General features: G+C 71.6%; 20 protein-coding genes. 8 read left to right on the top strand and 12 right to left on the bottom strand.

From position 1 onward, the window contains the following. Window positions 1–58: 58 nt before the first annotated feature. Entirely contained in the window at window positions 59–3,439 is a 3,381-nt protein-coding gene (locus tag C6V83_RS15420; RefSeq protein WP_105943133.1) for an ATP-dependent helicase, read from the bottom strand. Further along, a complete protein-coding gene (locus C6V83_RS15425; RefSeq protein ID WP_105943134.1) occupies window positions 3,432–7,052 on the bottom strand; it encodes an ATP-dependent helicase in 3,621 nt (1,206 codons plus the stop codon). The genes C6V83_RS15420 and C6V83_RS15425 overlap by 8 nt, the downstream gene beginning before the upstream one ends. Window positions 7,053–7,141: 89 nt before the next feature. Between C6V83_RS15425 and C6V83_RS15430 the strand changes: the two genes are divergently transcribed. Both C6V83_RS15430 and C6V83_RS15435 read left to right on the top strand, forming a co-directional pair. Next, window positions 7,142–7,924 carry an alpha/beta fold hydrolase gene (locus tag C6V83_RS15430; RefSeq protein WP_105944006.1) on the top strand — a complete coding sequence of 261 codons (783 nt, stop codon included), beginning with the start codon at window positions 7,142–7,144 and terminating at the stop codon, window positions 7,922–7,924. A gap of 35 nt (window positions 7,925–7,959) precedes the next feature. Beyond that, the gene (locus C6V83_RS15435; protein ID WP_105943135.1) at window positions 7,960–8,292 is read left to right on the top strand and encodes an MGMT family protein; all 333 of its coding nucleotides are present in this window, start codon (window positions 7,960–7,962) and stop codon (window positions 8,290–8,292) included. A gap of 56 nt (window positions 8,293–8,348) precedes the next feature. On the opposite strand, the gene C6V83_RS15440 is transcribed toward C6V83_RS15435, so the two are convergent. From C6V83_RS15440 to C6V83_RS15450, 3 genes are all read right to left on the bottom strand, one after another. Next, complete coding sequence (locus C6V83_RS15440; protein WP_105943136.1) at window positions 8,349–9,206, bottom strand: TIGR02569 family protein; 858 nt, start codon at window positions 9,204–9,206, stop codon at window positions 8,349–8,351. Window positions 9,207–9,293: 87 nt separating this feature from the next. Beyond that, a complete protein-coding gene (gene moeZ, locus C6V83_RS15445) occupies window positions 9,294–10,469 on the bottom strand; it encodes an adenylyltransferase/sulfurtransferase MoeZ (RefSeq protein WP_105943137.1) in 1,176 nt (391 codons plus the stop codon). Next, window positions 10,466–11,440 carry a DUF3152 domain-containing protein gene (locus C6V83_RS15450; protein ID WP_105943138.1) on the bottom strand — a complete coding sequence of 325 codons (975 nt, stop codon included), beginning with the start codon at window positions 11,438–11,440 and terminating at the stop codon, window positions 10,466–10,468. The genes moeZ and C6V83_RS15450 overlap by 4 nt, the downstream gene beginning before the upstream one ends. Before the next feature lie 93 nt (window positions 11,441–11,533). On the opposite strand from C6V83_RS15450, the gene C6V83_RS15455 reads away from it, so the two are divergent. After that, window positions 11,534–12,181 (top strand): TetR/AcrR family transcriptional regulator, encoded by a 648-nt coding sequence (locus C6V83_RS15455; protein ID WP_105943139.1) that lies wholly within the window; start codon window positions 11,534–11,536, stop codon window positions 12,179–12,181. An 89-nt stretch (window positions 12,182–12,270) separates the two neighbouring features. Here the strand turns inward: C6V83_RS15455 and C6V83_RS15460 are convergent, their stop codons facing one another. Continuing rightward, window positions 12,271–12,504 carry a DUF3107 domain-containing protein gene (locus C6V83_RS15460; RefSeq protein ID WP_105943140.1) on the bottom strand — a complete coding sequence of 78 codons (234 nt, stop codon included), beginning with the start codon at window positions 12,502–12,504 and terminating at the stop codon, window positions 12,271–12,273. 31 nt (window positions 12,505–12,535) lie between these two features. Further along, entirely contained in the window at window positions 12,536–13,195 is a 660-nt protein-coding gene (locus C6V83_RS15465) for a ferritin-like fold-containing protein (protein WP_105943141.1), read from the bottom strand. 199 nt (window positions 13,196–13,394) lie between these two features. On the opposite strand from C6V83_RS15465, the gene C6V83_RS15470 reads away from it, so the two are divergent. Continuing rightward, on the top strand, window positions 13,395–15,059 hold the full coding sequence (locus tag C6V83_RS15470; protein WP_105943142.1) for a DEAD/DEAH box helicase: 1,665 nt from the start codon (window positions 13,395–13,397) through the stop codon (window positions 15,057–15,059). 20 nt (window positions 15,060–15,079) lie between these two features. Then, window positions 15,080–16,342, top strand: coding sequence for an Rv3212 family protein (locus C6V83_RS15475; RefSeq protein ID WP_105943143.1), 1,263 nt, complete (start codon window positions 15,080–15,082; stop codon window positions 16,340–16,342). Here the strand turns inward: C6V83_RS15475 and C6V83_RS15480 are convergent. Together C6V83_RS15480 and C6V83_RS15485 are read right to left on the bottom strand one after the other, a co-directional pair. Then, the gene (locus C6V83_RS15480; protein ID WP_105944007.1) at window positions 16,335–17,129 is read right to left on the bottom strand and encodes a ParA family protein; all 795 of its coding nucleotides are present in this window, start codon (window positions 17,127–17,129) and stop codon (window positions 16,335–16,337) included. The genes C6V83_RS15475 and C6V83_RS15480 overlap by 8 nt on opposite strands. Before the next feature lie 72 nt (window positions 17,130–17,201). After that, complete coding sequence (locus tag C6V83_RS15485) at window positions 17,202–17,642, bottom strand: hypothetical protein (RefSeq protein WP_105943144.1); 441 nt, start codon at window positions 17,640–17,642, stop codon at window positions 17,202–17,204. A gap of 66 nt (window positions 17,643–17,708) precedes the next feature. On the opposite strand from C6V83_RS15485, the gene C6V83_RS15490 reads away from it, so the two are divergent. After that, window positions 17,709–18,671, top strand: a complete 963-nt coding sequence (locus tag C6V83_RS15490; RefSeq protein WP_234353765.1) for a diacylglycerol/lipid kinase family protein — start codon at window positions 17,709–17,711, stop codon at window positions 18,669–18,671. A gap of 275 nt (window positions 18,672–18,946) precedes the next feature. Next, complete coding sequence (locus tag C6V83_RS15495) at window positions 18,947–19,201, top strand: WhiB family transcriptional regulator (RefSeq protein WP_105943145.1); 255 nt, start codon at window positions 18,947–18,949, stop codon at window positions 19,199–19,201. Window positions 19,202–19,294: 93 nt separating this feature from the next. Here the strand turns inward: C6V83_RS15495 and C6V83_RS15500 are convergent, their stop codons facing one another. Then, entirely contained in the window at window positions 19,295–20,869 is a 1,575-nt protein-coding gene (locus C6V83_RS15500) for a sensor histidine kinase (RefSeq protein ID WP_105944009.1), read from the bottom strand. 164 nt (window positions 20,870–21,033) lie between these two features. Between C6V83_RS15500 and C6V83_RS19110 the strand changes: the two genes are divergently transcribed. After that, window positions 21,034–21,108 carry a 50S ribosomal protein bL37 gene (locus tag C6V83_RS19110; RefSeq protein WP_407646286.1) on the top strand — a complete coding sequence of 25 codons (75 nt, stop codon included), beginning with the start codon at window positions 21,034–21,036 and terminating at the stop codon, window positions 21,106–21,108. 87 nt (window positions 21,109–21,195) lie between these two features. On the opposite strand, the gene rsrA is transcribed toward C6V83_RS19110, so the two are convergent. Continuing rightward, window positions 21,196–21,495: a mycothiol system anti-sigma-R factor gene (gene rsrA, locus C6V83_RS15505; RefSeq protein ID WP_105943146.1), complete on the bottom strand. Its 300-nt coding sequence runs from the start codon at window positions 21,493–21,495 to the stop codon at window positions 21,196–21,198. Further along, a complete protein-coding gene (locus tag C6V83_RS15510; RefSeq protein WP_325027395.1) occupies window positions 21,492–22,271 on the bottom strand; it encodes a sigma-70 family RNA polymerase sigma factor in 780 nt (259 codons plus the stop codon). Before C6V83_RS15510 ends, rsrA begins: the two co-directional genes overlap by 4 nt. Window positions 22,272–22,380: the final 109 nt, after the last annotated feature.

A 22,380-nucleotide genomic window follows, 5' to 3' on the forward strand; every position in this document is an offset into this window, starting at 1 on the left:
CCGGCGGGGTTCCTCACATCTGCGAAGGCTACTCGATTCCTCGACGCGGTCACTCCGGTCAGGTGTCACCGCCCGCATCCGGAGGCGCCGCGGCGAGCAACCCGGCCAGTTCCGGCGCGCCGGGGAGGGTGTCGGGTTCCAGCGTGAAGCCGTGCCGGACGTAGACGAACGCCGCCCGCACGGCCCCCACGTCCACGCCCCGCAGCCGCGCCCACGCGACCCGGTACGCGGCCAGCTGCAGCTCCAGCGGACCGCGTTTGGCGGGCTCGGGCACCGCACCGGTCTTCCAATCGACGACGAGGTAGCCGTCGCCGTCGGCGAACACCGCGTCCATCCGGCCGCGCACCACGGTCTCGCCGATCACCGTCTCGAATCCGACCTCCACTTCCAGCGGTGTGCGGTGCGCCCACTCCGAGGCGAGGAACGCCGCGCGCAGCAACTCCAGATCGTCGTCGACCGCGGACTCGTCTGCCGCGCCCGGCAGTTCGTCGAGGTCCAGCAGCCGGGTGGCCCCGAAGCGCCGCTCCACCCACGCGTGGAACGCGGTGCCGCGGCGGGCCATCGGGTTGGGCCGGAACGGGACGGGACGGCGCAGTCGCGCGGCGAAGGCCTGCTCGTCGGCGCCGAGCTCCACGAGCTGGCTCACCGACAGCTGCGCGGGCAGTTCGACGTCGACGGTCGCGGCGCCGGCGCGTCGTCGTTCGTCCAGCAGCGCACTCACCTCGGCGTGCCAGGCCGCGATCTCCGGGTCGTCGGTCTCGGGGGCGGGCAGGGCGACCAGGCCCCGTGCGACCCGCGCGTCGTCCACCGCCCGGGCGGCGGCGAGCACGGCCGGGCGACGATCCCCGAGCCGGTCCACCGGCCACGCGGCGGTCACCGGCTCCGCGGTCATCGGATTCTCCGCATCCGCGCCGGGCGCGGGTGCGTCGACGTCGACGCTCATCACCCGGTGGCCGAGCGCGGCACCACCGGATTCGGCGGCTCCGCCGACTGCCGGTCCCGCCGTCGTCGAGCCCGCGCCCCGGACGAGTTCGGCGAGCTCGTCGTAGAAGTCCGAACCGCCGCGCGGCTTGTCACCGGTCTCCGACCACCAGTGCGCCGAGACCAGCAGCGTCTGTTTCGCCCTGGTCAAGGCGACGTAGAGCAGGCGACGATCCTCATCGAGCCGCCGGGCCTTGATGGCGTCCTTGTGCTCGGCGAGGGCCTCTTCGAGTTCCTTGCGATCGCCGAGTCCGGACAGGTCCAGCGCTGGATAGCCGTCCGCACCGCCGGTCGCGAGGTCGCCGCGCAGCGCGGCCGGCAGTTCCCGCGCCGATCCGAGCCACGTGGAGTCGGCTTTGGCGCTGGGGAAGATCCCGCGTGCCAGGTGCGGCACCGCGACCAGATCCCACTCTAGGCCCTTGGCAGCGTGCACGGTGAGGATCTGAACGCGTTCCTCGGCCACCTCCACCTGCCCGGCTTCCAGGCCCTTCTCCACCGACTCGGCGGCATCCAGGAAGGCGAGCAGCCCGGGCAGCGTGGCCCCGGGCCGATCGGCGTAGGCCGCGACGTAGTCGGCGAAGGCGTCCAGATGCTCGCGACCGGTGATCGCTCCGCGCATCCGCCGCGCCCGGATCTGTGCCTCCACGGCGACACCGATGGTCTGCTCGACGTCGGCGACCAGTTCGGGGAGGGGCTGGCCGATCCGGCGGCGCAGCCGTTCCAGCTCGCGCCCGAAGGCTCGGATCCGCTCGTACCCGGCCGCCGAGTACCGCTCGCGCTCCCCCGGGTCGACCAGGGCGTCACCCAGTCCCGCGGCGTCGACGGATTCGGCGGGCAACGCCGACGCGAGCGCCTCGTCCAGCTGCTCCCGCGACGAGACCGCACCGCCCACCGGCGCGTCCGCCCCGGCCGCGAGGTCGCGGGCCCGGCGCCACAGCGCCGCCAGATCGGCGGCGCCGAGCTGCCAGCGCGCACCGGTCAGCAGCCGCATCGCGGCGGTCCCCGCCATCGGATCGGCCATGAGGCGCAGCGTCGCGACGATGTCGGTGATCTCCGGGACGTGCAGCAGCCCGCCGATCCCGACCACTTCGACCGGAATCCCCCGCTGAGAAAGCTCGGCCGCCATCGGCGCCGAATCCTCGTTGCGACGCACCAGGATCGCGACGGTGGCGGGAGGACGCTGCGCCTCTTCGGCGGCCCGGTAGGCGGCCTCCACATGATCGGCGATCCACCGGCGCTCGTCGGCCACCGTCTCGGTCAGGGCGAGCCGAACCGTTCCCTCCGGCGCATCCTCCCGCGGGCGCAGGGTGGAGACCGGTACGCCCCGAGCCCGCAGCTGCGCAGACACCTCGTTGGCCAGGTAGAGCGTGCCCCGGCAGTTGCGCCAGCTGGTGAGCAGTTCCCGGCGGTGCGCGCCCGAGCCGTCGGCGCGCGGGAAGTCCTGGGCGAAGCGGGGCAGATTGGCCGCTGAGGCGCCGCGCCAGCCGTAGATCGACTGAATCGGATCGCCGACGGCGGTCACCGCGAGAGGCTCCCCACCGCCGAACAGGGCCGACAGCAGCAGCCGCTGCGCGTGCCCGGTGTCCTGATACTCGTCGAGCAGGACGGCCTTGATGCCCGCCCGTTCCGCGGTGACCACCTCGGGCCGGGTGGTCGCCAGCCGTGCGGCGAGGGACATCTGGCTGCCGAAGTCCAGAGCGCCCTGTTCGGCCATCTTGTCCCGCAGTGCCTGCACCAGCGGGAGAAAGGCGCGCCGCTCCTCGGTCACCGCCTGGATGTTCCGGAGTGCCTGACTCGGCTCGGCGCGCTGGCGCGGTCCCTTCGGGAGGGTGTCGATCAGCGTGCACAGATCGGCCCCCGCCGCGGCCAGGGCGTCGTCGTCGACCAAGTGCTCGGCCATCTCCGAGTACAGGTTCAGCACCGCCTCGGTGACGCTGGACGGCACCTTGGCGGTGTTCAGCTCGTGCGGCCAGGTGGTGACCACCGAGAACGCCAGCTGCCAGAGCTCTGTCTCGCTCAGCAGCGTCGACGACGGTTCGACGGGCAACAGCAGCCCGTAATCGGCGATCAACCGGCCGGCGTAGGCGTGGTAGGTGCTCACCTCGGCGTCCGCGCTGCGCAGCACCGCCGCCAGCTCGCCGCCCGGGTCCCACTCGAGCAGTGCCGGCGATCCGGCGAGCATCGACAGCCGGCGGCGGATGCGCGCACCGAGCTCGCTGGCGGCCTTGCGCGTGAAGGTGAGGCCGAGGACCTCGTCGGGGGCGACCAGCCTGTTGGCGACGAGCCACACCACGCGGGAGGCCATCGTCTCGGTCTTGCCCGCGCCGGCACCGGCGACCACCAGCATCGGCTCCATCGGCGCCTCGATCACCTCCACTTGCTCGTCGGTCGGCGGCGGCAGTCCGAGGGCGGCGGCGAGCGAGCGCGCGCCGATCGGGTTCAGCGGCCGGTCAGTCATCGGTCACCGCCTTGCCCCGCAACTGCGCCGGGCAGCTGGCGGTGAGGGTGCAGTAGCTGCAGCCGGAGTGGGTCGCGGCGACGAATCCCGGCCCGATGCTGCTGCGCGCGGCCGTCCGAACCACGCCGATCCACTCGTCGACCTGCTCGGGCGTGAGCGGCTCCTGGACCCGCTCGGCCGCGCCGGTCTTCTTGTTGGCACTGGCCACGTAGACCAGTCGGCCGCCGCCGGGGGTGCCGGCCGGGACTCCGTCGACACCGCCGAGCAGCAACGCGAGCTGGTAGGCGGCCAACTGCGGGTGCTCGGCCGCCTCGGCGGCGGTGATCACGGTCTTCCCGGTCTTCACGTCGACCACCACCGGGCGCCCGAGATCGTCGGTCTCCAACCGGTCGATACGGCCCACCAGCGTCACCGGCAGCGTGTCCGGGCGACCCTCCGCGTCGGCGCCGGGCGGCACCGCGGCCGACAGGTCCACCTCGACCGCCGCTTCGGTGAGCTCACGGCGCGAATGCTCCAGCCAGTCCCGGAAGTTCACCAGCATGCTTTCGGCGCGGCGCAGCTCGCGGTCGCTGAACCAGGCGGCGGGCGAGGAGACCCGATCCCAGATCTCGTGCAGGGCCCTGGTGACCTCGGTGTGGTCGAGTTCGCCGGCCACCGCCTGCACCAGGGTGTGCACCAGGGTGCCGGTCACGGCGGCTTCCGCATCCCCGTCACGCCCGCCGTGCCGCTCGAGCATCCAGCGCAGCGAACAGCGGCTCAGCGCATCGACGTTGGACGGCGAGAGCGTCCGCGGTCCCCGGTCCGGCGTCCACAGCGGGGCATCGCTGCTCGGATCGAGCAGGCCGTACCACTGCTGGGGCGCGGCTCCGGGCACGTCGGCCGCCGCGAGCTCGGCCAGCAGTCGGGCGGCGGCGTCGCGGCGGTCCGCCGGCGTCTGCGGATCGGTCAGCGCCGCGCGCAGTTCGGCCACCATCGACGGAAGCGACAGCAGCCGGCGGACCCCGCCGTCGAGGGGCACCTCGTCGGCGGCCTCGCCGTGCTCGTCGTGCGCGGCGCCGTAGCCCCCGAGGGCATCGGCGACCTCCGGGACGAACCGCGACGGCGAGGCGTCACCGGTGCCGTCCTCCACCGCGGTGAGCAGCAGGCGGTTCCGGGCCCGGGTGCACGCCACCAGCAGCAGGCGCCGCTCGTCGGCGAGCATCACCGAGTTCCGGGAGACGGTGTCGACCGCGTGCGCGTCGATGCCGTCGAGCAGGTCGACCAGCGCCGGTGTGCCCAGCACGCTGCCCCGGCTGCGCAGCGACGGCCACAGTCCGTCGAGCACGCCCGGCACCGCGACCACCTCCCACTCGCGGCCTGCGGCCGAGTGCGCCGACAGCAGCTGCACCGCCTCGGCGGCCGCGGTCGGGGTCCTGGACTCACGGGGAATCTGCAGCCGTCCGAGGTAGTGCAAGAAGCCGTCCAGTCCGCCGGCCGGCAGGTTGTCGGTGTAGGACGCCGCCGCCTCGAACAGCGCCAGCATGGCGTCCAGGTCGCGGTCGGCCTGCTCGCCGGACCGGTCGCCGCGCAGCGATCGTGCCAGCCAGGAGCGTTCCAGCCCGGAGGCCTGCCAGGCGCGCCACAGCGTCTCCTCGACGCCCTCCCCCGCGCGGTCGGCGATACGGGCGGCCCGCACCACCTTCAGGGTGCGTGCCAGGGGTTCGGCCTCGAACTCGGTGAGCCCGGCCAGGTAGGGCTCGGCGCGCGCCGGATCGGCCAGCGCCGCGGCGAGCGCGCTGAGCGAGTCCGGCGGATCCGTCAGCGATCCGGCATCTCCGGACGAGACGCCGGTCTCCCCCGACGACGAGCCGGCCTCCCCCGGCGACGAGACGATCTCCCCCGGCGACGAGCCTGCCTCCCCCGACGACGAGCCGGCCTCCCCCGGTGATCGAGCGGAGTCGAGATCCCGCGGTCGAGTGCTGTCAATCGGTTCCTGGGGAACCACTTCACCGCACTCGAGCGCGTCGGCGGTCTCGCCCGCCTCCGGGCGGGTGCGTGCCTCGGCTGTTCCCGGGGCCAGGCACGGGTTCCCCGCGGAGCTCGGAGGATCGGTGATCGCGTCCTCCTCGTGCAGTCGCCGGATGCCACGGCGCAGGCGACGGAGCTGGCCGGGGCCCGCCGCACCGATCGGCCCGGACAGCAGGGTCACCACGTCGTCCGGCTCGAGCGGCTCACGCGCGGCGGCCGCGCGCAACGCCAGCGAGAACGCCTCTACCGCGCGCTGCCGGTACAGCGGCAGATCGCTGGTCGGGGTCACCACCGGCACGCCCGCCGACGAGAAGGCCCGGCGCAGGGCCGGCAGCGCGCGCGGAACCGACCGCACGATCACGGCCATCTCGCTCCACGGCACCCCGTCGAACAGGTGGGCCCGGCGGAGCAGGTCCGCGACCGCGGTGGCCTCCTTGGCTGCCGAGGAGAACACCCGGACCGCCGCGGTGCCGCCGTCGGGCGGGTCCGCGACATCGCCCGGAGCCGCGTCGGGGTACGGGTGCGGCCGCGCGCCGGGCAGCCGCGCGGCCAGGATCCGGCCGACGGTGTTGACCTCCCCGCGACACCGATGGCCTTGAGTGAGCACCACGTCGCGGCCGCCGGGCAGCTCGGCGAAGAAGCGCGGGCTGGCCCCACGGAAGGAATAGATCGACTGATCCGGGTCGGCGGCGACCACCACCAGATCCGCGCCCGTGCCGATCAGCCGCACCAGCTGGGCCGCCTGCGGGTCGAGATGCTGGGCATCGTCGACCAGGAGGCAGCGGATCCGCGCCCGCTGCTCGGCGAGCAACCGGGGCTCGACGGCCAGCGCCGACAGCGCCGAGCCGACCAGTTCGGCGGCGTCCACCGCCTGCGGACCGGCCTCCGGAGCGTCGATGCCGACCGCGCCGCGCAACAGCATGGTCTGCTCGTACTGCGCGAAGGCCCGACCGGCCGCGACCCACTCGGGGCGCTTGTGCCGGCGGCCCAGGTCGGTCAGATCCTCCGGTCCCAGTCCTCGCTCGGCGGCCCGCATCAGCAGGTCCCGCAGCGCCTGCGCGAAGCCGTCGGTGGCCAGTGCGGGCCGCAGCGACTCCGGCCAGTAGGCGGCGCCGTCTTCGAGGTCGCCGGCGAGCAGTTCGCGCAGGATGACGTCCTGCTCGGAGCCGGTGATCAGCCGTGGCGGCGGATTGCCGTGCGCCGAGGCCTGCAGGCGGAGCACCGCGAACGCGTAGGAGTGGACGGTCCGCACCAGCGGCTCGCGCAACGCCGCACCGGTCCGGGCCGATCCGTCCGGCGAGGCGGCCGCGAGTACCCGCCGGGTGATCTCGTTCCGGACCACCGTCGCAGCGCGCCGGTTCGCGGTGAGCACGAGCACCGACTCGGGGTCTGCGCCGTCGTCGAGCAGCCGGGAGACGGCGACGTCGACCAGGAGCGAGGTCTTGCCGGTGCCGGGACCCCCACGGACCCGGTACGGCCGCCACGGCTGCTGCGCGTCGGCGCGGTGTCCCGGCTCGAGCAGCACGCGCACCTCGGCCGGCCACTGGCGGACGGGCAGGTCGAACGACGCCGGGGCGGCGATCAGTCGAGTCTGCGCGGTGACCATGCGCCCATGGAATCACGCCCGTCCGACAGGTACTCAGGGCAGGGCGGCGCCCGTCGATGTCCGAGCGTGATCGTAGGGTGGAGCGCATGATCGCCGACCTGCACACCCACCTGTTCGGGCCCGAGGGTGCGCCGGCCGTCCTCGCCATCCACGGCCTCACCGGTCACGGCAAGCGGTGGGGCGTGCTGGCCGAGAACCACCTTCCCGAACTGCGCGTCGTCGCACCGGACCTGCTCGGCCACGGTCACTCGCCCGCCGCACCGCCGTGGCGGATCGCCGATCATGCGACGGCGACGGCCGCCGCCGTCGAGGCGCACGTGCCGGCCGACCGGCGGCCGGTGGTCGTCGTGGCGCATTCCTTCGGCAGCACCGTCGCGCTGGAGCTGGCGCACACCCGGCCCGATCTCGTCCGCGCACTGGTCCTGCTCGATCCCGCCCAGGGGCTGCCGCCCGAACGCGCGCTCGAGTTGGCGCAGGGTGCCATGGCCCATCGCGGGTACCCGGATGCGCAGGCGGCCGGGGAGGCCAAGCGTGCCGAGGGCTGGGGTGAGGTTCCCGACGACGTGCTCGCCCGGGAGCTCGACGACCACCTGGTGCACAACGGCGACGGCGTGGACTGGCGGGTGTGTCTGCCCGCGGCGATCACCGCGTGGAGCGAGATGGCCCGACCTGCCGTGCTGCCGCCGGAGGGCGTGCCGACCCACATCGTGGTCGCCGAGCGTGTGCAACCGCCGTTCGTGACGCCGGACTTCCTGGCGCGGTGTGCCGACGAGCGGGGCGACTCGGTGACCGTCCACCACGTCGACACCGAGCACATGGTCCCGTTCCTCGCCCCGGAGAAGGTCGCCGAATTGGTCAGCGCGGTCGTCTGACTGCCGGCCGCAGGCGGAGTACGGAGGAAAGCGCGATGGCGAACAAGATCACCGAACAGCAGGTGGAACTGGTGCGCGCGCTGATCAGGGCGATTCCGCCCGGCCAGGTCGTCACCTACGGTGACCTCGCCGAGGCGGCCGGTCTCACCAATCCGCGACAGGTCGGCTGGATCCTCCGCACCGACGGCGCCGACCTCCCCTGGCAGCGCGTGGTCCCCGCCTCCGGGCGGCCGACCATCCCGAAAGCACAGCACCAGCTGGAGTTGCTCCGCGCGGAAGGCGTTCCGATCGCCGACGGCCGGATCGAGCTGCGTCGCTGCCGCGCCGAGTTGCCCGGCGCCGATCTGCCCGGCGACCATCTGCCGTAGACCGGACGGACCACGCCGGCTCCGGCCGCCTCACCACGCGTCGACCGGAGCGCAGGTCAGACCAGCAGACGCACCTGATCGACGACGCGCATCAGGCCGGGCAGGGCGCCGGCCGTGGACCGCGGATGCAGGGCGTGCACGCCGAGGCGGAACATGGTGGCGCGCAACAGCATCTGCGGCCACTCCTCCAGATGCGACCAGCGCTCGATCAGATCTTCGTCGGCGCCGCCCCACGCGAGGGCATCGACGACGACGACGGCCGACGCCCACGCCGCGGGCCGGTAGTAGGGCACGATGTCGGTGATCGCCGGGGCGGCGGCGCCCGCGAAGAGCACGGTGCCGAAGAGGTCGCCGTGCACCACCTGCGGTGTGGTCTTGACCGGACGGCGGAGCCCGGCCAGCGTCCGCAGCGCGGCCAGCGACTGCTGACCGTCCTCACTGGTCGGCTCGGCCATGCCCGCGGCGCGCGCGGACCGCAGCGGCACGTCCTCCCACGCGGCCCGGTCCGCGGCGTTGAACACGTCCACGTCGCCCCACGGCGCGGCCGGCGGTTGCAGCAGAAACCGGGGCCGTTCCAGCTTGGCCAGTGCCTCGTGCAGGCGGTCCGCGACGGCGAGCACCTCGTCGTGCCGGGGTTCGGGGCTGCCCGCCACGTACGTGTCTGCCCGCCAGCCCGAGACCACGTACCGGCCGTCGCTGGCCCGCAGCGGCCGGGCGATCCGCATGCCCTCCACGTACAGGTTCTCCCGCGCGGTGGCCGACCAGGCGGCTCGCGCGTGATCGGGCACCAGGGAAAGCACCACCTCGCCAACACGCCATCCGACCACGCCGCTGCCCTCCATGGCGATCGGCGGATGCGCGGTCAGCCCGAAAGTCGTCAGCACCTGCTGCGGCGGCTCGGCGAACGTGGTCACACCCGAGACATTACCTACCACCTGCCCGTTCGCCCGCGTGCCACACCGCGATGCGCGACGAAGACCTGTGTCCGCGCGATGCGAGGATCAGTACATCGGCAGCTGGGGATCGATCTCCCGCGCCCACGCCGCGATGCCGCCGTGCAGGTGCCGCACCCGCTCGAGCCCCGCCTTCTGCAGCGCCACCAGCGCCTCGGCGGACCGGACGCCGGTCTTGCAGTAGAGCACCACGTCTTCGTCGTGCGGGACGTCGGCCAGCGCAGAGCCGGAGACGATTCCCCCTTTGGGCACCAGCCGCGCACCGTCGAGGTGCACGATCTCCCACTCCACCGGCTCCCGCACGTCGATCAGGACGGGTGGTTCGGACGCGTCGAGCAGGGCGGCGAGCTGCCCGGGCGTCACGGCCGCCCGGCGGGCGGCGGCGAGCACCGCGTCGTCGTTCACACCGCAGAACTCCTCGTAGTCGATCAGCCCGGTGATCGGCACGCGACCGGGATCGCGGCCGAAACTCACGGTGCGCCAGGTCATGTCGAGGGCGTCGTAGATCAGCAGCCGCCCCAGCAGCGGCTCACCGATCCCACAGATCAGCTTGATCGCCTCGGTGCCCATGATCGACCCGATCGACGCGCACAGCACCCCGAGCACGCCGCCCTCGGCGCACGACGGCACCAGTCCCGGCGGCGGCGCCTGCGGATACAGGTCCCGGTAGTTCAGGCCGAGACCGTCCGGCGCATCCTCCCAGAACACCGAGACCTGCCCGGAGAACCGGAAGATCGAACCCCAGACGTAGGGCTTGTGCACCAGCGCGGCGGCGTCGTTCACCAGGTAGCGGGTGGCGAAGTTGTCGGTGCCGTCCACGATCAGGTCGTACCGACTGAACAGCTCGACGGCGTTGTCGGCGGTCAGGGCGACGTCGTGGATCTCCACCCGGCAGGTCGGATCGATCGCGGCGATCGAGTCGGCCGCCGATGCCGTCTTGTGCCGACCGACGTCGGCGACGCCGTGGATCACCTGTCGCTGCAGGTTCGATTCGTCGACGACGTCGAAGTCCACGATCCCGAGCGTGCCCACTCCGGCGGCCGCCAGATAGAGCAGCACCGGCGAACCGAGTCCGCCCGCTCCCATCACCAGCACGCGGGCGTTGCGCAGCCGGCGCTGACCGGTCGGGCCCACGTCCGGGATGATCAGGTGCCTGCTGTAGCGCGCGATCTGTGCCCGGGACAGCTCGGGTCCCGGTTCGACAAGGGCGGGAAGGGAACTCACTTGTCCGGATACGGCCAGGCGTTGGGGCGACAAGTGAAGCTCCGGTTGGCCTTCATGCCCGGATCGAGCGCCATGATCTCGCTGTTGGCCACGCCGAAGGTCTGCTGCATCATGACCGGCGCCAGCGCGCCGTCCTGCTCGCACGGGCGGTGGCTCTCGTAGCCGATGCCGTGCCCCACCTCGTGGTTGACGAGGTACTGGCGGTAGGTCAGGTCGTCACCCTGGAAGGCGACCGCGCCGCGGATCCAGCGGGCCTCGTTGAGCACCACCCGGCCGTCCGGCGGATAGAAGCACGACGCCTCCAGCTTGATCTGGTAGCCGCACAGTTCGCGCGAGGTGTCCGTCGAGGTCAGCGAGATCCGCAGGTCCGGCTCGCCCTTGTCGATGCGGCGGAACGCCACCTTGCCGTCGCCGATCCAGCTCTTCGGATTGGCGAGGGTGGCGTCGACGAACTTGCCGAACGACCGCGCCCCGCCGTAGTTCTGCGCGACGAGCCCCTCTTCGATCTCGACGGTGTAGGTGTACACCTCACTGCCGGCGCCGACCTTGTCGGTGGTGCCGGGCACCACGCGGAAGACGCGTTCGCCCTTCTGGGTGAACGGTCCGCCCGGGGGCAGCGCCCCGGCCGGCAGTGCGGCGTCGGCGATCTGACTCGTGGGCGCGCCGATCGGCGTGGTCTCCTTGGTGATGTCGGTGTTGCGGGCGGCCCGATCGGTGGCGACGGGGGTCTCCGAAGCCGCACCGCCGTCGTCGACGACCGTGACGACCAGCAGGGCGATCGTCAGGATCGCCAGCACGCCGATCGCGTAGGCGCGCCACCCGTAGGTGTGCACAAAGCTCCCGATCGCACCCCGCTGACGCTCGCCCCGGGGCTGGTCACGGTCGACGATCGGGTCCCAGCGGGCGCGCAGCGGCTGGTCTGGCCGCGGGCGCCGGGGCCGCGGCGGCCCAGGCTGTGGTGTACCGGTCACGTCACAACTGTCTCACAGAAGCCGTCCTGTACCGTGCATCCACCCCCGGATACCGCGCACGACGACCACGAGGGAACGAGTACGCTGCTACCCATGCCGACCGCCGATCCCGCAACCCCCACCGGTGCCGATCTCTCGTCCAACGGCCGCACCAACACGCGCCTGCCACGCAGCGCGCGTCGTCGCCAACTCCTCGATGCGGCCAGCGAGATCTTCGTCGAACGCGGGTATCACTCGGCGGGAATGGACGAGATCGCCGCGGCCGCCGGCGTGAGCAAGCCCGTTCTGTACCAGCACTTCCCGTCCAAACTGGATCTCTACATCGCGGTGGTCGACAGCCATGCCGAGAAGCTGGTGTCCGACGTCAACCGGGCCCTGCTGACCACCACCGACAACCACCAGCGCGTCCGCGCCGCGGTGGGCGCCTTCTTCGACTTCATCGACGAGGACAACTCCGGCTATCGGCTGATCTTCTCCTCCGATGCGAAGGACCCGGCGGTGATCCGCCGGGTCGAGGGCGCCACCGAGGCCTGCGTCGACGCCGTCTACGGCCTGGTGATGACCGACTCCGGACTGGACCCTTACCGTTCGCGCATGCTCGCCGCCGGCCTGGTCGGCGCGAGCCAGGTCAACGCGCGCTACTGGCTCGAGGCGAATCGGCCGATCGAGAAGGCCGAGGCCGTCGAGATCACCGTCAACCTGTTGTGGTCGGGCCTGTCCGGCGTGCCCCGCATCGACTGACTCGCGGCACGGACTCGGCAACACTCGAAGGGCCGGCCCGGTGATCGCCGGGCCGGCCCTGGGTTTCGGGTTCGGTTCTTCGCTGGTCGTCAGGCGGCGCCGAAGCCGACGCGGCGGCTCTCCGCCGTGCCCACCTCCACGTACGCGATCTTCGCCGCCGGCACCAGGATCCGGTGCCCCTTCTCGTCGGTGAGTTCGACGACGCCCGCCCCGTTGGCGAGGGCATCCGCGACCGCTTTGTGGATCGCGTCGGCGTCGTCCTTGGACGTCAGCGACAACTCGCGGGCGGTGTTTTCGATACCGATCTTGACCTCAACGCTCATGACTCCAGATCCTACTCAGTGCGGGCCGTGCTCAGGCCAGGGACATGTCGGCCATCCGCTGCGCGTGCCGCTCGGCCATGCTGTCGAAGAACGCCGCCGCGCCGGCCAGCGCGCCCGAGCGGTCGAACAGCAGGTCGGTCACGTCCTCGTCCTCGGCCAGGACCCACTGCATGTGGGTGATCGCTTCGCCGAGCAGCCGGCGTCCCCACAGCGCGAGCGGTGCGGCGATCGCCGGATCGGCGGCCACCGCGGCCCGCACCTCGTCGCGCGCCCAGTCCGACGGACTCGTCGTCGCCAGCACCTCGCGGAACACCTCGCGCACGCCGTCGGGCAGCACCTCCACCATCTCGGCGAAGAAGTCGGCCACCATCCCGTCACCGATGTACAGCTTCACCAGCACCTCGGCCCAGTCGGACGGCTCGGTGACCCGGTGGTACTTGTCGAACACCGACACGTGCTGGTCGATGGCCCGCTCGGCGCTGCCGCCGGCGCCCTCGACCTGCGCGGCGAGCACCTGGAAGTGCTCGATCTCAGCGGCCATCAGGCCCATCACGGCGACGCGGTCCCGGGTGGTCGGCGCCATCGCCGACTCGTCGATCAGGCGCCGGACGGCGGCATACTCACCGGCCAGGAATATCTCGTAGAGCTTGGTCACTGCGGGGTTTTCCGGGGCTGCGGAATCGTTCGCCATGCGAGCCAGAGTAGGCAACGCGTTACACTGTGACCAGACGTAGGCGCTTTGCGGCGAGTTCCGCTGTGCCCGTCGCACTTGAGCGCGCACCGACTCCCCGCTCACGCCGGCGATCCCGCCGCGCAGATCCTGCGCCGGAGATTCCCGTCGAGCCGGACGTGTGCGTGCACGACGCACACGAGAGGCAATCGAGAACATCATGACCACCGAGACCGCCGTCGCGAACGACGACGTCCTGACCACCATCGTCGAAGAGGACCATCAGGCCCCGACCTTCGCCGAGCTCGGCGTGGACGACGCCATCGTCGCCGCACTCACCGCCGACGGCAAGACGCACACCTTCGCCATCCAGGAACTGACCCTCCCGCTCGCCCTCGGCGGCAGCGACCTGATCGGCCAGGCCCGCACCGGCATGGGCAAGACCTACGGCTTCGGCATCCCGCTGCTGCACCGCCTGGTGCACGCGCAGGAGGTCGGGCTGCGGGGGCTCGACGGCACGCCGCGCGCGCTGGTGATCGTGCCGACCCGCGAGCTGTGCATCCAGGTCTTCGAGGACCTCCAGGTCGCCGCGAAGGGCGTCCGGATCACCCCGGCCGCGCCGGGAGCGGAGCGAGCGGGCGGAGACAGTGCCGCGCCGGGAGCGGAGCGCAACCTGAAGCTGACCGCCATCTACGGCGGCCGCCCCTACGATTCGCAGATCGCCGAGCTGCAGTCCGGTGTGGACGTCGTCGTCGGCACCCCGGGCCGCCTGCTCGATCTGGCTCAGCAGGGTCATCTGGTGTTGGGCAAGGTCCAGATCCTGGTGCTCGACGAGGCCGACGAGATGCTCGACCTGGGCTTCCTCCCGGACATCGAGCGGATCATGAACGCGCTGCCCACCCCGCGGCAGACCATGCTCTTCTCGGCGACCATGCCGGGCCCGATCGTCACCCTGGCGCGCACCTTCCTGACTCAGCCGACGCACATCCGCGCCGAGCAGGCCAACGACTCGGCCGTGCACGAGCGCACCACGCAGTACGTCTACCGCGCCCACGCCCTGGACAAGGCCGAACTGGTGGCCCGGATCCTGCAGGCGGAGGGCCGCGGCGCGACGATGATCTTCACTCGCACCAAGCGCACCGCCCAGAAGGTAGCCGACGATCTCGCCGAGCGCGGCTTCTCTGTCGGCGCGGTGCACGGCGACCTCGGCCAGGTGGCCCGCGAGAAGGCGCTCGGCAAGTTCCGCGACGGCACCGTGGACGTGCTGGTGGCCACCGACGTCGCCGCCCGCGGCATCGACATCGACGACGTCACTCACGTCATCAACTACCAGTGCCCGGAGGACGACAAGACCTACGTGCACCGCATCGGCCGCACCGGCCGTGCGGGCCGCACCGGCATCGCCATCACGTTTGTGGACTGGGACGAGCTGCACCGCTGGGAGCTGATCGACAAGGCACTCGGACTGGGCAAGCCCGAGCCGGTCGAGACCTACTCCACCTCCGCGCATCTCGCTGAAGAGCTGGGTGTGCCGTCCGAGGCGACCGGCCGTGTCGGCAAGCCGACCGGCACCCGGTCGTCGAGTCGCGAGCCCGGCGACCGCGTGGAGCGACGCGAACGCCCGGCGCGCACCGAGCGTCCGAAGCGGCGTCGTACCCGCGGCGGCAAGACGACCGACGGTGCCGCGGCACCGGCTGCTGAGACCGAGCCGGCGACGACCGGCCGGACCGCGGCCGGCGACGGGCCCGCGTCCGAGGGCGACGGCTCGACCCGCCCGCGGCGGCGCCGTCGTCGTCGTTCCGGCAGCAAGGCGACCGGCGCCGGGAGCAACGCGAGCGGGCCGACTGATACCGGCGCGGCTGCCGCGGCACCGGCCGCCGACTGACACCGACTCGCCGCCACCCCTTGGCCCGCATCGCGCCCGAGCGCCGTACCCGCCTCGACCTGGTGGTCACGGCGGTGATCGTCGTGGTCGTGGTCGTCGTCGCGCTGGTCGTCTGGCTCGGCAGTCCGGCCCGCAACACCGAGCTCTCCACGGCGTCGTCCGAGCCGGAGAGCCCGCTGCTCACCGAGAGTCTGCCTGAGCGCTTCGTCGAACTCTGGCGGGCACCGTCGCCGGTGACCCGCGTGCCCTCGATCGGCCGCGCGACCGTGGTCACCGGGGACGGCGGCACGGTGAGCGGCCGAGATCCCGAGACCGGCGAGGTGCTCTGGCACTACCGGCGGGGCTTGCCCCTGTGCGCGGCCGTCGCGGCGTGGCCGGGCGGCGAGAACGCCACGCTGGCGGTGTACCGGACCAGCCGTGGTTGCAGCGACGTCACGGCGCTGGACTCGAACACCGGCGCCCGCCGGGGCAATCGGACCAGTGATGCCGATGCCGAGGTCACCGTCAGTTACGACCGCACCTTCGCGCTGACCGCCGGCGACACCCGGCTGGAGACCTGGGGCACCAATCTGGTGCGCGGCATCGAGTACGGCCGCGTCGATGCTCCGGTGAACCCCGAGGTGAGCCCGGATCGCCGCAGTTGCCGCCTGCACTCGGCGCTTTCCGGCGGCGACCGCGTCGCGGTGATCGAGCGGTGCGCGCGCGACAGCGGATACCGGCTCAGCATCCTCTCGTCCACGCTCGACAGCGACGAGAAGATCCGGGAGTGGGGTTCGGCGCTGATCACCGAGACCGCACACGGGGCTCCCCCGGTCGTCGTCTCGGTGACCAGCGACACCGTCACCGTGTACGACGGCGGGGCCGATTCCGGAGCCGATCGCCCCGAGCCCGTCATGCGCATGTTCGGCGCCGACGCCCTGCAGCGTGCGGCGCGGACGGTCAGCGGCGACGTGACTCCGCCCCCGGGCGGCGAACCGATCACCGGTAACGGGCTGGTGACCTATTGGACCGGGGCGTCGACGGTGGTGCTCGACGCGGGCACCGGCGAACCGACCGTGCAGATCGCCGGCACCATCGGCCCCGGCGAGGTCGCGACCGGGCTTCTGGTGCCGGTGGCCGGCGCGATCAGCGTGCGCGACCCGGCCGACGGTCACGAGCTGCGCCGCATCCCGGTCGATCGCGGCGGCTATACGGGTCCGGTCGCGCTGCGCGTGCTGGGACCGTACGTGATCGAGCAGCGGGGTGGGGAGATCGTCGTGCTCGGTCCGCCGCCGGTCAGCTGACGGCGAGCTCGAACGTCTTGAGCGGCTTGCCGTTCCAGTAGTCCCACAGGTTGGTCGCGAGCTCGCGGTAGGCGGTGGCGCCCTTGTTCTTGCGGCCCCGCATCACCGACGCGCCCGACGCCGAGGCCTCGGCGAAGCGGACCGTGCGCGGGATCGGCGGATCGAGCACCGGAAGCTGGTACCGGTCGGCGACGTCGGACAGCACGTCCCGGCTGTGGGTGGTGCGGGCGTCGAAGAGTGTCGCGACCGCACCGAGCGTCTTGAGCTCGGGATTGGTGATCTGCTGGACCTCGGTGACCGTCCGCAGCAACTGGCCCAGTCCGCGGTGCGCGAGCGTCTCGCACTGCAGCGGGACCACGACCTCGTCGGCGGCCGTCAGCCCGTTCAGGGTGAGCACGCCGAGCGAGGGCGGGCAGTCGACCAGGATCACGTCGAAGTCCTGCGCCACCTCGGCGAGCGCCCGCTTGAGTGCGTACTCGCGGCCGGGCCGCATCAGCAGCAGGGCCTCGGCCCCGGCCAGGTCGATGGTCGCCGGCAGCAGCGTCACGGCGTCGTCGGTGTCCAGCAGCACGTCGGCGATGTCCTCGGCGCCGAGCAGCACGTCGTGCACCGATTTGGTGAGGGCGTCGGGGTCGTGCCCGAGCGAGAAGGTGAGGCAGCCCTGCGGATCGAGGTCGACGACGAGGACCCGGACGTCCAGGTCGGCCAGAGCGGCGCCGATGGAGGCGGCCGAGGTGGTCTTGGCCACCCCGCCCTTCTGGTTGGCGATGGCGAGCGTGCGCGTCATGCCGACCACCCTAATGTGTCGGCCACCACGGGGTTTGGCGGCATGCCGACAGTTCCGTGTACGGAGCCGGGCTCAGGCGTCGGGCGGCAGGTCGTCGCCGGCCAGATATTGCATGGAGCGCGGCGCGAACGTGAGCCCCAGCGCGACCAGGGCGACGACCATGAGCGGTGCGCCGATCACCGGCTGATCGCTGTCGAACAGCATCGACCAGGCCACCGGCAGCAGCAGGATGTTGGCCAGCGCGACGATTGCGCGGCCCCAGCGCCGCCCGTGGTAGAGGGCGATGCCGCCGGCCAGCACGCCGCCGCTGATCAGGGTGAACCACAGGGCGGTGCCGTACCCGCTGATGTAGGCCTCTTCGAAGCCGCCGAGCGCGTGGACCACCAGGTAGACCGCGATGCCCAGGCCCACCAGTCCTTCCAGCGCCGCCAGGGCGCCGGCCCCGCGCAGTGTGGGCGGGACGGCGTGGGCGGCGGGTTCGGGTGCTGAGGGTGCGGGCGCGGAATCACTCACGACCCCCAGCCTATTGCGCCAGCCCGCCCGGGCCGAACCCGGTACTGCCCGGTAATGTGAACCCTCGTGCGCGTCATGCTGGTCACCAATCCGTTTGCCACCTTCACCACCCCGGCGGGTCGGGACACCCTGGCGAACACGCTGAGCGCACGGTACGACGTCGACGTCGAACACACCACGCATCGCGGCCACGCCGGCGAGCTCGGGGCCCGCGCCGCCGCGCAGGGCTACGACGCCGTGGTGGTGCACGGCGGCGACGGCACCGTCAACGAGGTGGTCAACGGCATTCTCGGCGCACCCGATCGGCCCGATCCGGCCGACCCGGCCGCGCTGCCGGCACTGGGCGTGATCCCGGGCGGCAGCGCGAACGTCTTCGCGCGGGCACTGGGCATCGACCGCGATCCGATCGTGGCGACCGCCCAGTTGATCGAGCTCCTCGACGCCGGCAGCCGCCGCCCGATCAGCCTCGGCCACACACTGAACCGGTGGTTCCTGTTCAACGCCGGGATGGGGATGGACGCGATCGTCGTGCGGCGCATGGAGGCCAAGCGCCGCAAGGGGAAGAGGGCTACCGCCCAGCGCTACTTCTTCACCACGATCAGCTCGTTCTTCTCTTCTGCGGTCACGCCGCCGGTGTTCTCCGTGCAGGTGCCCGACCACGAGCCGATCGACGGCGTCCGCTTCGGCTTCGTGAGCAACACCGGACCGTGGACGTATTTCGGCGCACGGCCGATCGAAACCAATCCCGGCACCGACTTCGATCACGGTCTGGGGGTGTTCGCCGCCACCAGCGTCGGCGTGCTCCGCAACATCGTCCTGGGTTCCAAACTGCTGACCGGGTCTGACGATCCGCGGGCAGCGCATCTGTTCCGCGACGATGACGTCGAGTGGGTCCGCTTCTGCGGCACCGAACCCGCCGACGTGCAGATGGACGGCGATTACCTGGGTAAACACACCGATCTGGAGTTCGGTTGCCGTCGTCACGTGCTGCACGTGGCGGCCGCCGCAGCCGCCGCGCCGCCTGCCTGACCTGGGGCGTCATCCGGCTGTTACCAGCCGGTAGGCACGAATTTCCCTGCTTGCCAAGCGCTTGTGATCTATTCGGCAATCGGGAAATAACCCTAGCCAAATGGCCGGATACAGTAGTACAACGGTTACAGACAGCAAAACTCCCGCCCCCCGCGTAGCCGTCAAACGCGCGTGTGCTAGGTCGAGGCACCTGCTGTTAACAGCCCGTAATACCCACGAGCTCCCTCGTGTCACGCCCGGTGGCACGCTCGGAGTCATGCCCAAAGGAGAGTGACATGGACTGGCGCCATAAGGCCATCTGCCGCGATGAGGATCCGGAGCTGTTCTTCCCGGTGGGGACCAGCGGTCCGGCCATCGCGCAGGTCGCCGACGCCAAGCTCGTCTGCCAGCGCTGCCCGGTGACCGCCGAGTGCCTGACCTGGGCGCTGGAGACCGGACAGGATGCCGGCGTCTGGGGAGGCATGAGCGAGGACGAGCGCCGCGCGCTCAAGCGCCGCAACGCCCGCACCCGGGCCCGCAGTTCCGTCTAGCTGCCCCGGCGTCTAGCTCTTCTAGACCACGAAGCCCGGCCGTTCTCTTCACGGCCGGGCTTCTTTCTTGCGCTCACGTGTCGGGGCAGGCTTTCAGTGCAGGGGGATCTGGAGTTCGACCACGGTACCGCCGTCCGGACCCGGCCCGATCTCGATCGTTCCGCCGAGGTCGTTGTTCACCAGCGTGCAGACGATCTGCAGGCCCAGCCGGTCCGACGAGGCCAGGTCGAAGTCGTCGGGGACGCCGACGCCGTTGTCGACCACGCGCACCGTCAGGCCGCGCAGATCGCGTTCGCCGTCCACCACGATCAGCGCGTCGTCGCGGCGCCGCATCCGGTCGCGGCCGTCGGCGGCGAAGCCGTGCTCGATCGCGTTCTGCACCACCTCGGTGAGCACCTGCACCAGCGGCATCGCCAGGTCTGCGGACAGCACCCCGAGGCGACTCCCGCGCCGGACCGTCACCGCCGCGGCGCCGTCGCCGGGCGCGCCGACATCCACCAGCGTCGGAATCAGCCGGTCCACGACGGCATCCAGGTCCACTTCCTCGTCGACGCTGCCGGAGAGCATCTCGTGCACCAGGGCGATGGACGAGACCCGGCGCACCGCCTCGGTCAGCGCCACGATCGTCTCCGGGTTACCCGACCTCCGGGCCTGCAGCCGCAGCAGCGCCGAGACGCTCTGCAGATTGTTCTTCACCCGGTGGTGGATCTCCCGAATGGTCGCGTCCTTGCTGATCAGCGCCAGATCCCGGCGTTTCACCTCGGTGACGTCGCGGATCAGGACCACTGCGCCGCGGGTCTGCCCGTGACTGCGCAGCGGCACCGCGCGGATCAGCACGCTCGCCCGTCGCGCATCCAGTTCCATGCGCAGCGGGATCTCCGGACCCGGCAGGCCGTTGCGTCCCGCCGGCCCCTCGGCGCGGTCGCCGGTGCGCCGGTCCGCACCGCAGGCGGCCGCCAGCATCGAACCGACGTCGACGGCGTCGAACGGATCGGTGAGCAGTTCGGCGAAGGCGTCGGCCAGACGCGTGTTCCCCAGCTCGGCGGTCCATCCCATCCGGTGCACGGCCGACACCGCGTTGGGACTGGCGTACACCACGCGGCCGTCGGCGCCGAGTCGGATGAACCCGTCGCCCGCTCGCGGTGTCGACAGTCCGAGCGTGTTGGCCTCGTCGAGCGGGAAGGTGCCCTCGAGGACCATCTGGCGCAGCGCGCTCGCGGCGTCCCGATATGCCGATTCCAGCGGTGAGGGCGGCAGCGTCCCGGTGGCATCGCCGGCCCGGCCGAGCACCGCGATCACCTCGCCGTCGAACGTGACCGGCACCGCGATCCGCTCGATCAACATGCCGCCGTGGCGGCGCGGGACGTCGTCGCGCTCGATGCGCCCGTGGGCGAAGGCCCGGCCGACGAGTGGATTGGCTCCGTGCGGACTGGCCGGGGAATCGACGGCGTGACCCACCTCGTCGTGCTGGAAGAGGGTCGACGCGGTGTTCGGGCGCACCTGTGCGACGTACACCAGGCGTCCGTCGGAACCGCGCACCGCCATCACGTAGTCGGCGAAAGAGAGGTCGGCGAGCAGCTGCCATTCGGCGACGAGCCGCTGCAGGTGCAGCGCCGCCGCATCGGACAGATCGGTGTGCTCGGCAAGCAGATCGTGGAGAGTCGCCATGTCCTCAATCCAGGTCGGTGTCCCGGTGAGCACGCCGCGGCGCGCCCTTCGGTCGTCGCCTCATCCTAGTGCCGGACTGCCGCGCAGCACGATTACCGCTGACCGGGGCCCGCGTGAGAGAATCATCGATGAACTTGTGCCTAGACAACGACAGGAGGTCCGTCATGGGTAAGCGCGGACGTAAGAAGCGTGCACGGAAGAAGAACAAGGCCAACCACGGCAAGCGCCCCAACGCCTGAGTTCTTCTCACCAGACGAGGCGACGGCCCGGCCCCCGATCTGATCGGGGCCGGGCCGTCGTCGTTGGTCTGGTGTCGTTGATCTCGTTCAGTCGCGATCGGCGCGGGTGATCGTCTGCCGCACCACGACGGTGCGGCGGATCTCCACGCGCAGCCGCTCCCGCAGTCCCTGCGGGGCCTCCTCGCAGCACTTGCGCGCCAACAGCGATTTGAGTTCGCGTTGCACGGCGTAGTGCTCCAGGCACGAGGGACAGTCCTCCAGGTGCCCCTGCAGCCGCTTGGCCGCGCCGGCATCGCACTCGTTGTCGAGCAGCAGGAAGATGTCGGCGAGCACCGCCGAGCAGTCCAGTTCTTCGAACGGCTTCGCGCCGTCGGCCGGCCCGCTCATCGGCTCCCCTCCCCTGCTTCTGTCGCCGACCCGACGCTCGTCCGCCCGATGCCGCGCTCGCGCGCCACGTCGACGAGCAGCTCACGCAGCTGCCTGCGCCCGCGGTGCAGTCGCGACATCACGGTGCCGATGGGGGTGTCCATGATCTCGGCGATCTCCTTGTACGGAAGACCTTCGACGTCGGCGTAGTAGACGGCCATCCGGCGATCCTCCGGAAGCTGGCTGAGCGCTTCCTTGATCTCGCTGTCCGGCAGCGCGTCCAGGGCTTCGATCTCCGCCGACCGCAGGCCGGTGGAGGTGTGCTCCGCGCTGGCGGCGAGTTGCCAGTCGGTGATCTCGTCGGTCGGATACTGCGCGGGCTGACGCTGCTTCTTCCGGTACGAGTTGATGTAGGTGTTGGTCAGGATCCGGTACAGCCACGCCTTGAGGTTGGTACCCGCCTTGAACGACGAGAAGGCGGTGAACGCCTTGACGTAGGTCTCCTGGACCAGGTCCTCGGCGTCGGCCGGATTGCGGGTCATCCGCAGCGCGGCGCCGTAGAGCTGGTCGAGCAGCGGGAGCGCATCCCGTTCGAAGCGGGCCGTCAACTCCTCCGGCGTCTCGGGGGCCGTCGTCTCCTCCGGTGACTCGGACGGAGCCGTCTCGGTCGGCGAATCGGCTGGCGACACCGCGATCCCTTCGTGGCGACGTGGCGGGCGGTGTGTGCGGCCGGTCTCGTCCGGCCGGGTCACGACGCTCCCGGCGCCTGTCTCGTTCGGCCCGCTCGCGCCGTTCATGCCGAGCGGAGTCGAGGTGCTCCCGGCACCGTTGGAAATATGCTCCACCAAGCATAGCGATTCGCGCAGCGGCTGCTCAGCCGCGGTTGCCGGTACTGCGGTCACGTGG

This window comes from Gordonia iterans, assembly GCF_002993285.1.
Taxonomy (GTDB): domain Bacteria; phylum Actinomycetota; class Actinomycetes; order Mycobacteriales; family Mycobacteriaceae; genus Gordonia; species Gordonia iterans.

Excerpts from the sequence above, each read along its gene's own strand:
- C6V83_RS15420 (WP_105943133.1), bottom strand. The coding sequence starts at position 3,439 with ATGACTGACCGGCCGCTGAACCCGATCGGCGCGCGCTCGCTCGCCGCC.
- C6V83_RS15425 (WP_105943134.1), bottom strand. The coding sequence starts at position 7,052 with ATGGTCACCGCGCAGACTCGACTGATCGCCGCCCCGGCGTCGTTCGAC.
- C6V83_RS15435 (WP_105943135.1), top strand. The coding sequence starts at position 7,960 with ATGGCGAACAAGATCACCGAACAGCAGGTGGAACTGGTGCGCGCGCTG.
- C6V83_RS15455 (WP_105943139.1), top strand. The coding sequence starts at position 11,534 with ATGCCGACCGCCGATCCCGCAACCCCCACCGGTGCCGATCTCTCGTCC.
- C6V83_RS15460 (WP_105943140.1), bottom strand. The coding sequence starts at position 12,504 with ATGAGCGTTGAGGTCAAGATCGGTATCGAAAACACCGCCCGCGAGTTG.
- C6V83_RS15465 (WP_105943141.1), bottom strand. The coding sequence starts at position 13,195 with ATGGCGAACGATTCCGCAGCCCCGGAAAACCCCGCAGTGACCAAGCTC.
- C6V83_RS15470 (WP_105943142.1), top strand. The coding sequence starts at position 13,395 with ATGACCACCGAGACCGCCGTCGCGAACGACGACGTCCTGACCACCATC.
- C6V83_RS15480 (WP_105944007.1), bottom strand. The coding sequence starts at position 17,129 with ATGACGCGCACGCTCGCCATCGCCAACCAGAAGGGCGGGGTGGCCAAG.
- C6V83_RS15495 (WP_105943145.1), top strand. The coding sequence starts at position 18,947 with ATGGACTGGCGCCATAAGGCCATCTGCCGCGATGAGGATCCGGAGCTG.
- C6V83_RS15500 (WP_105944009.1), bottom strand. The coding sequence starts at position 20,869 with ATGGCGACTCTCCACGATCTGCTTGCCGAGCACACCGATCTGTCCGAT.
- rsrA (WP_105943146.1), bottom strand. The coding sequence starts at position 21,495 with ATGAGCGGGCCGGCCGACGGCGCGAAGCCGTTCGAAGAACTGGACTGC.
- C6V83_RS15510 (WP_325027395.1), bottom strand. The coding sequence starts at position 22,271 with ATGAACGGCGCGAGCGGGCCGAACGAGACAGGCGCCGGGAGCGTCGTG.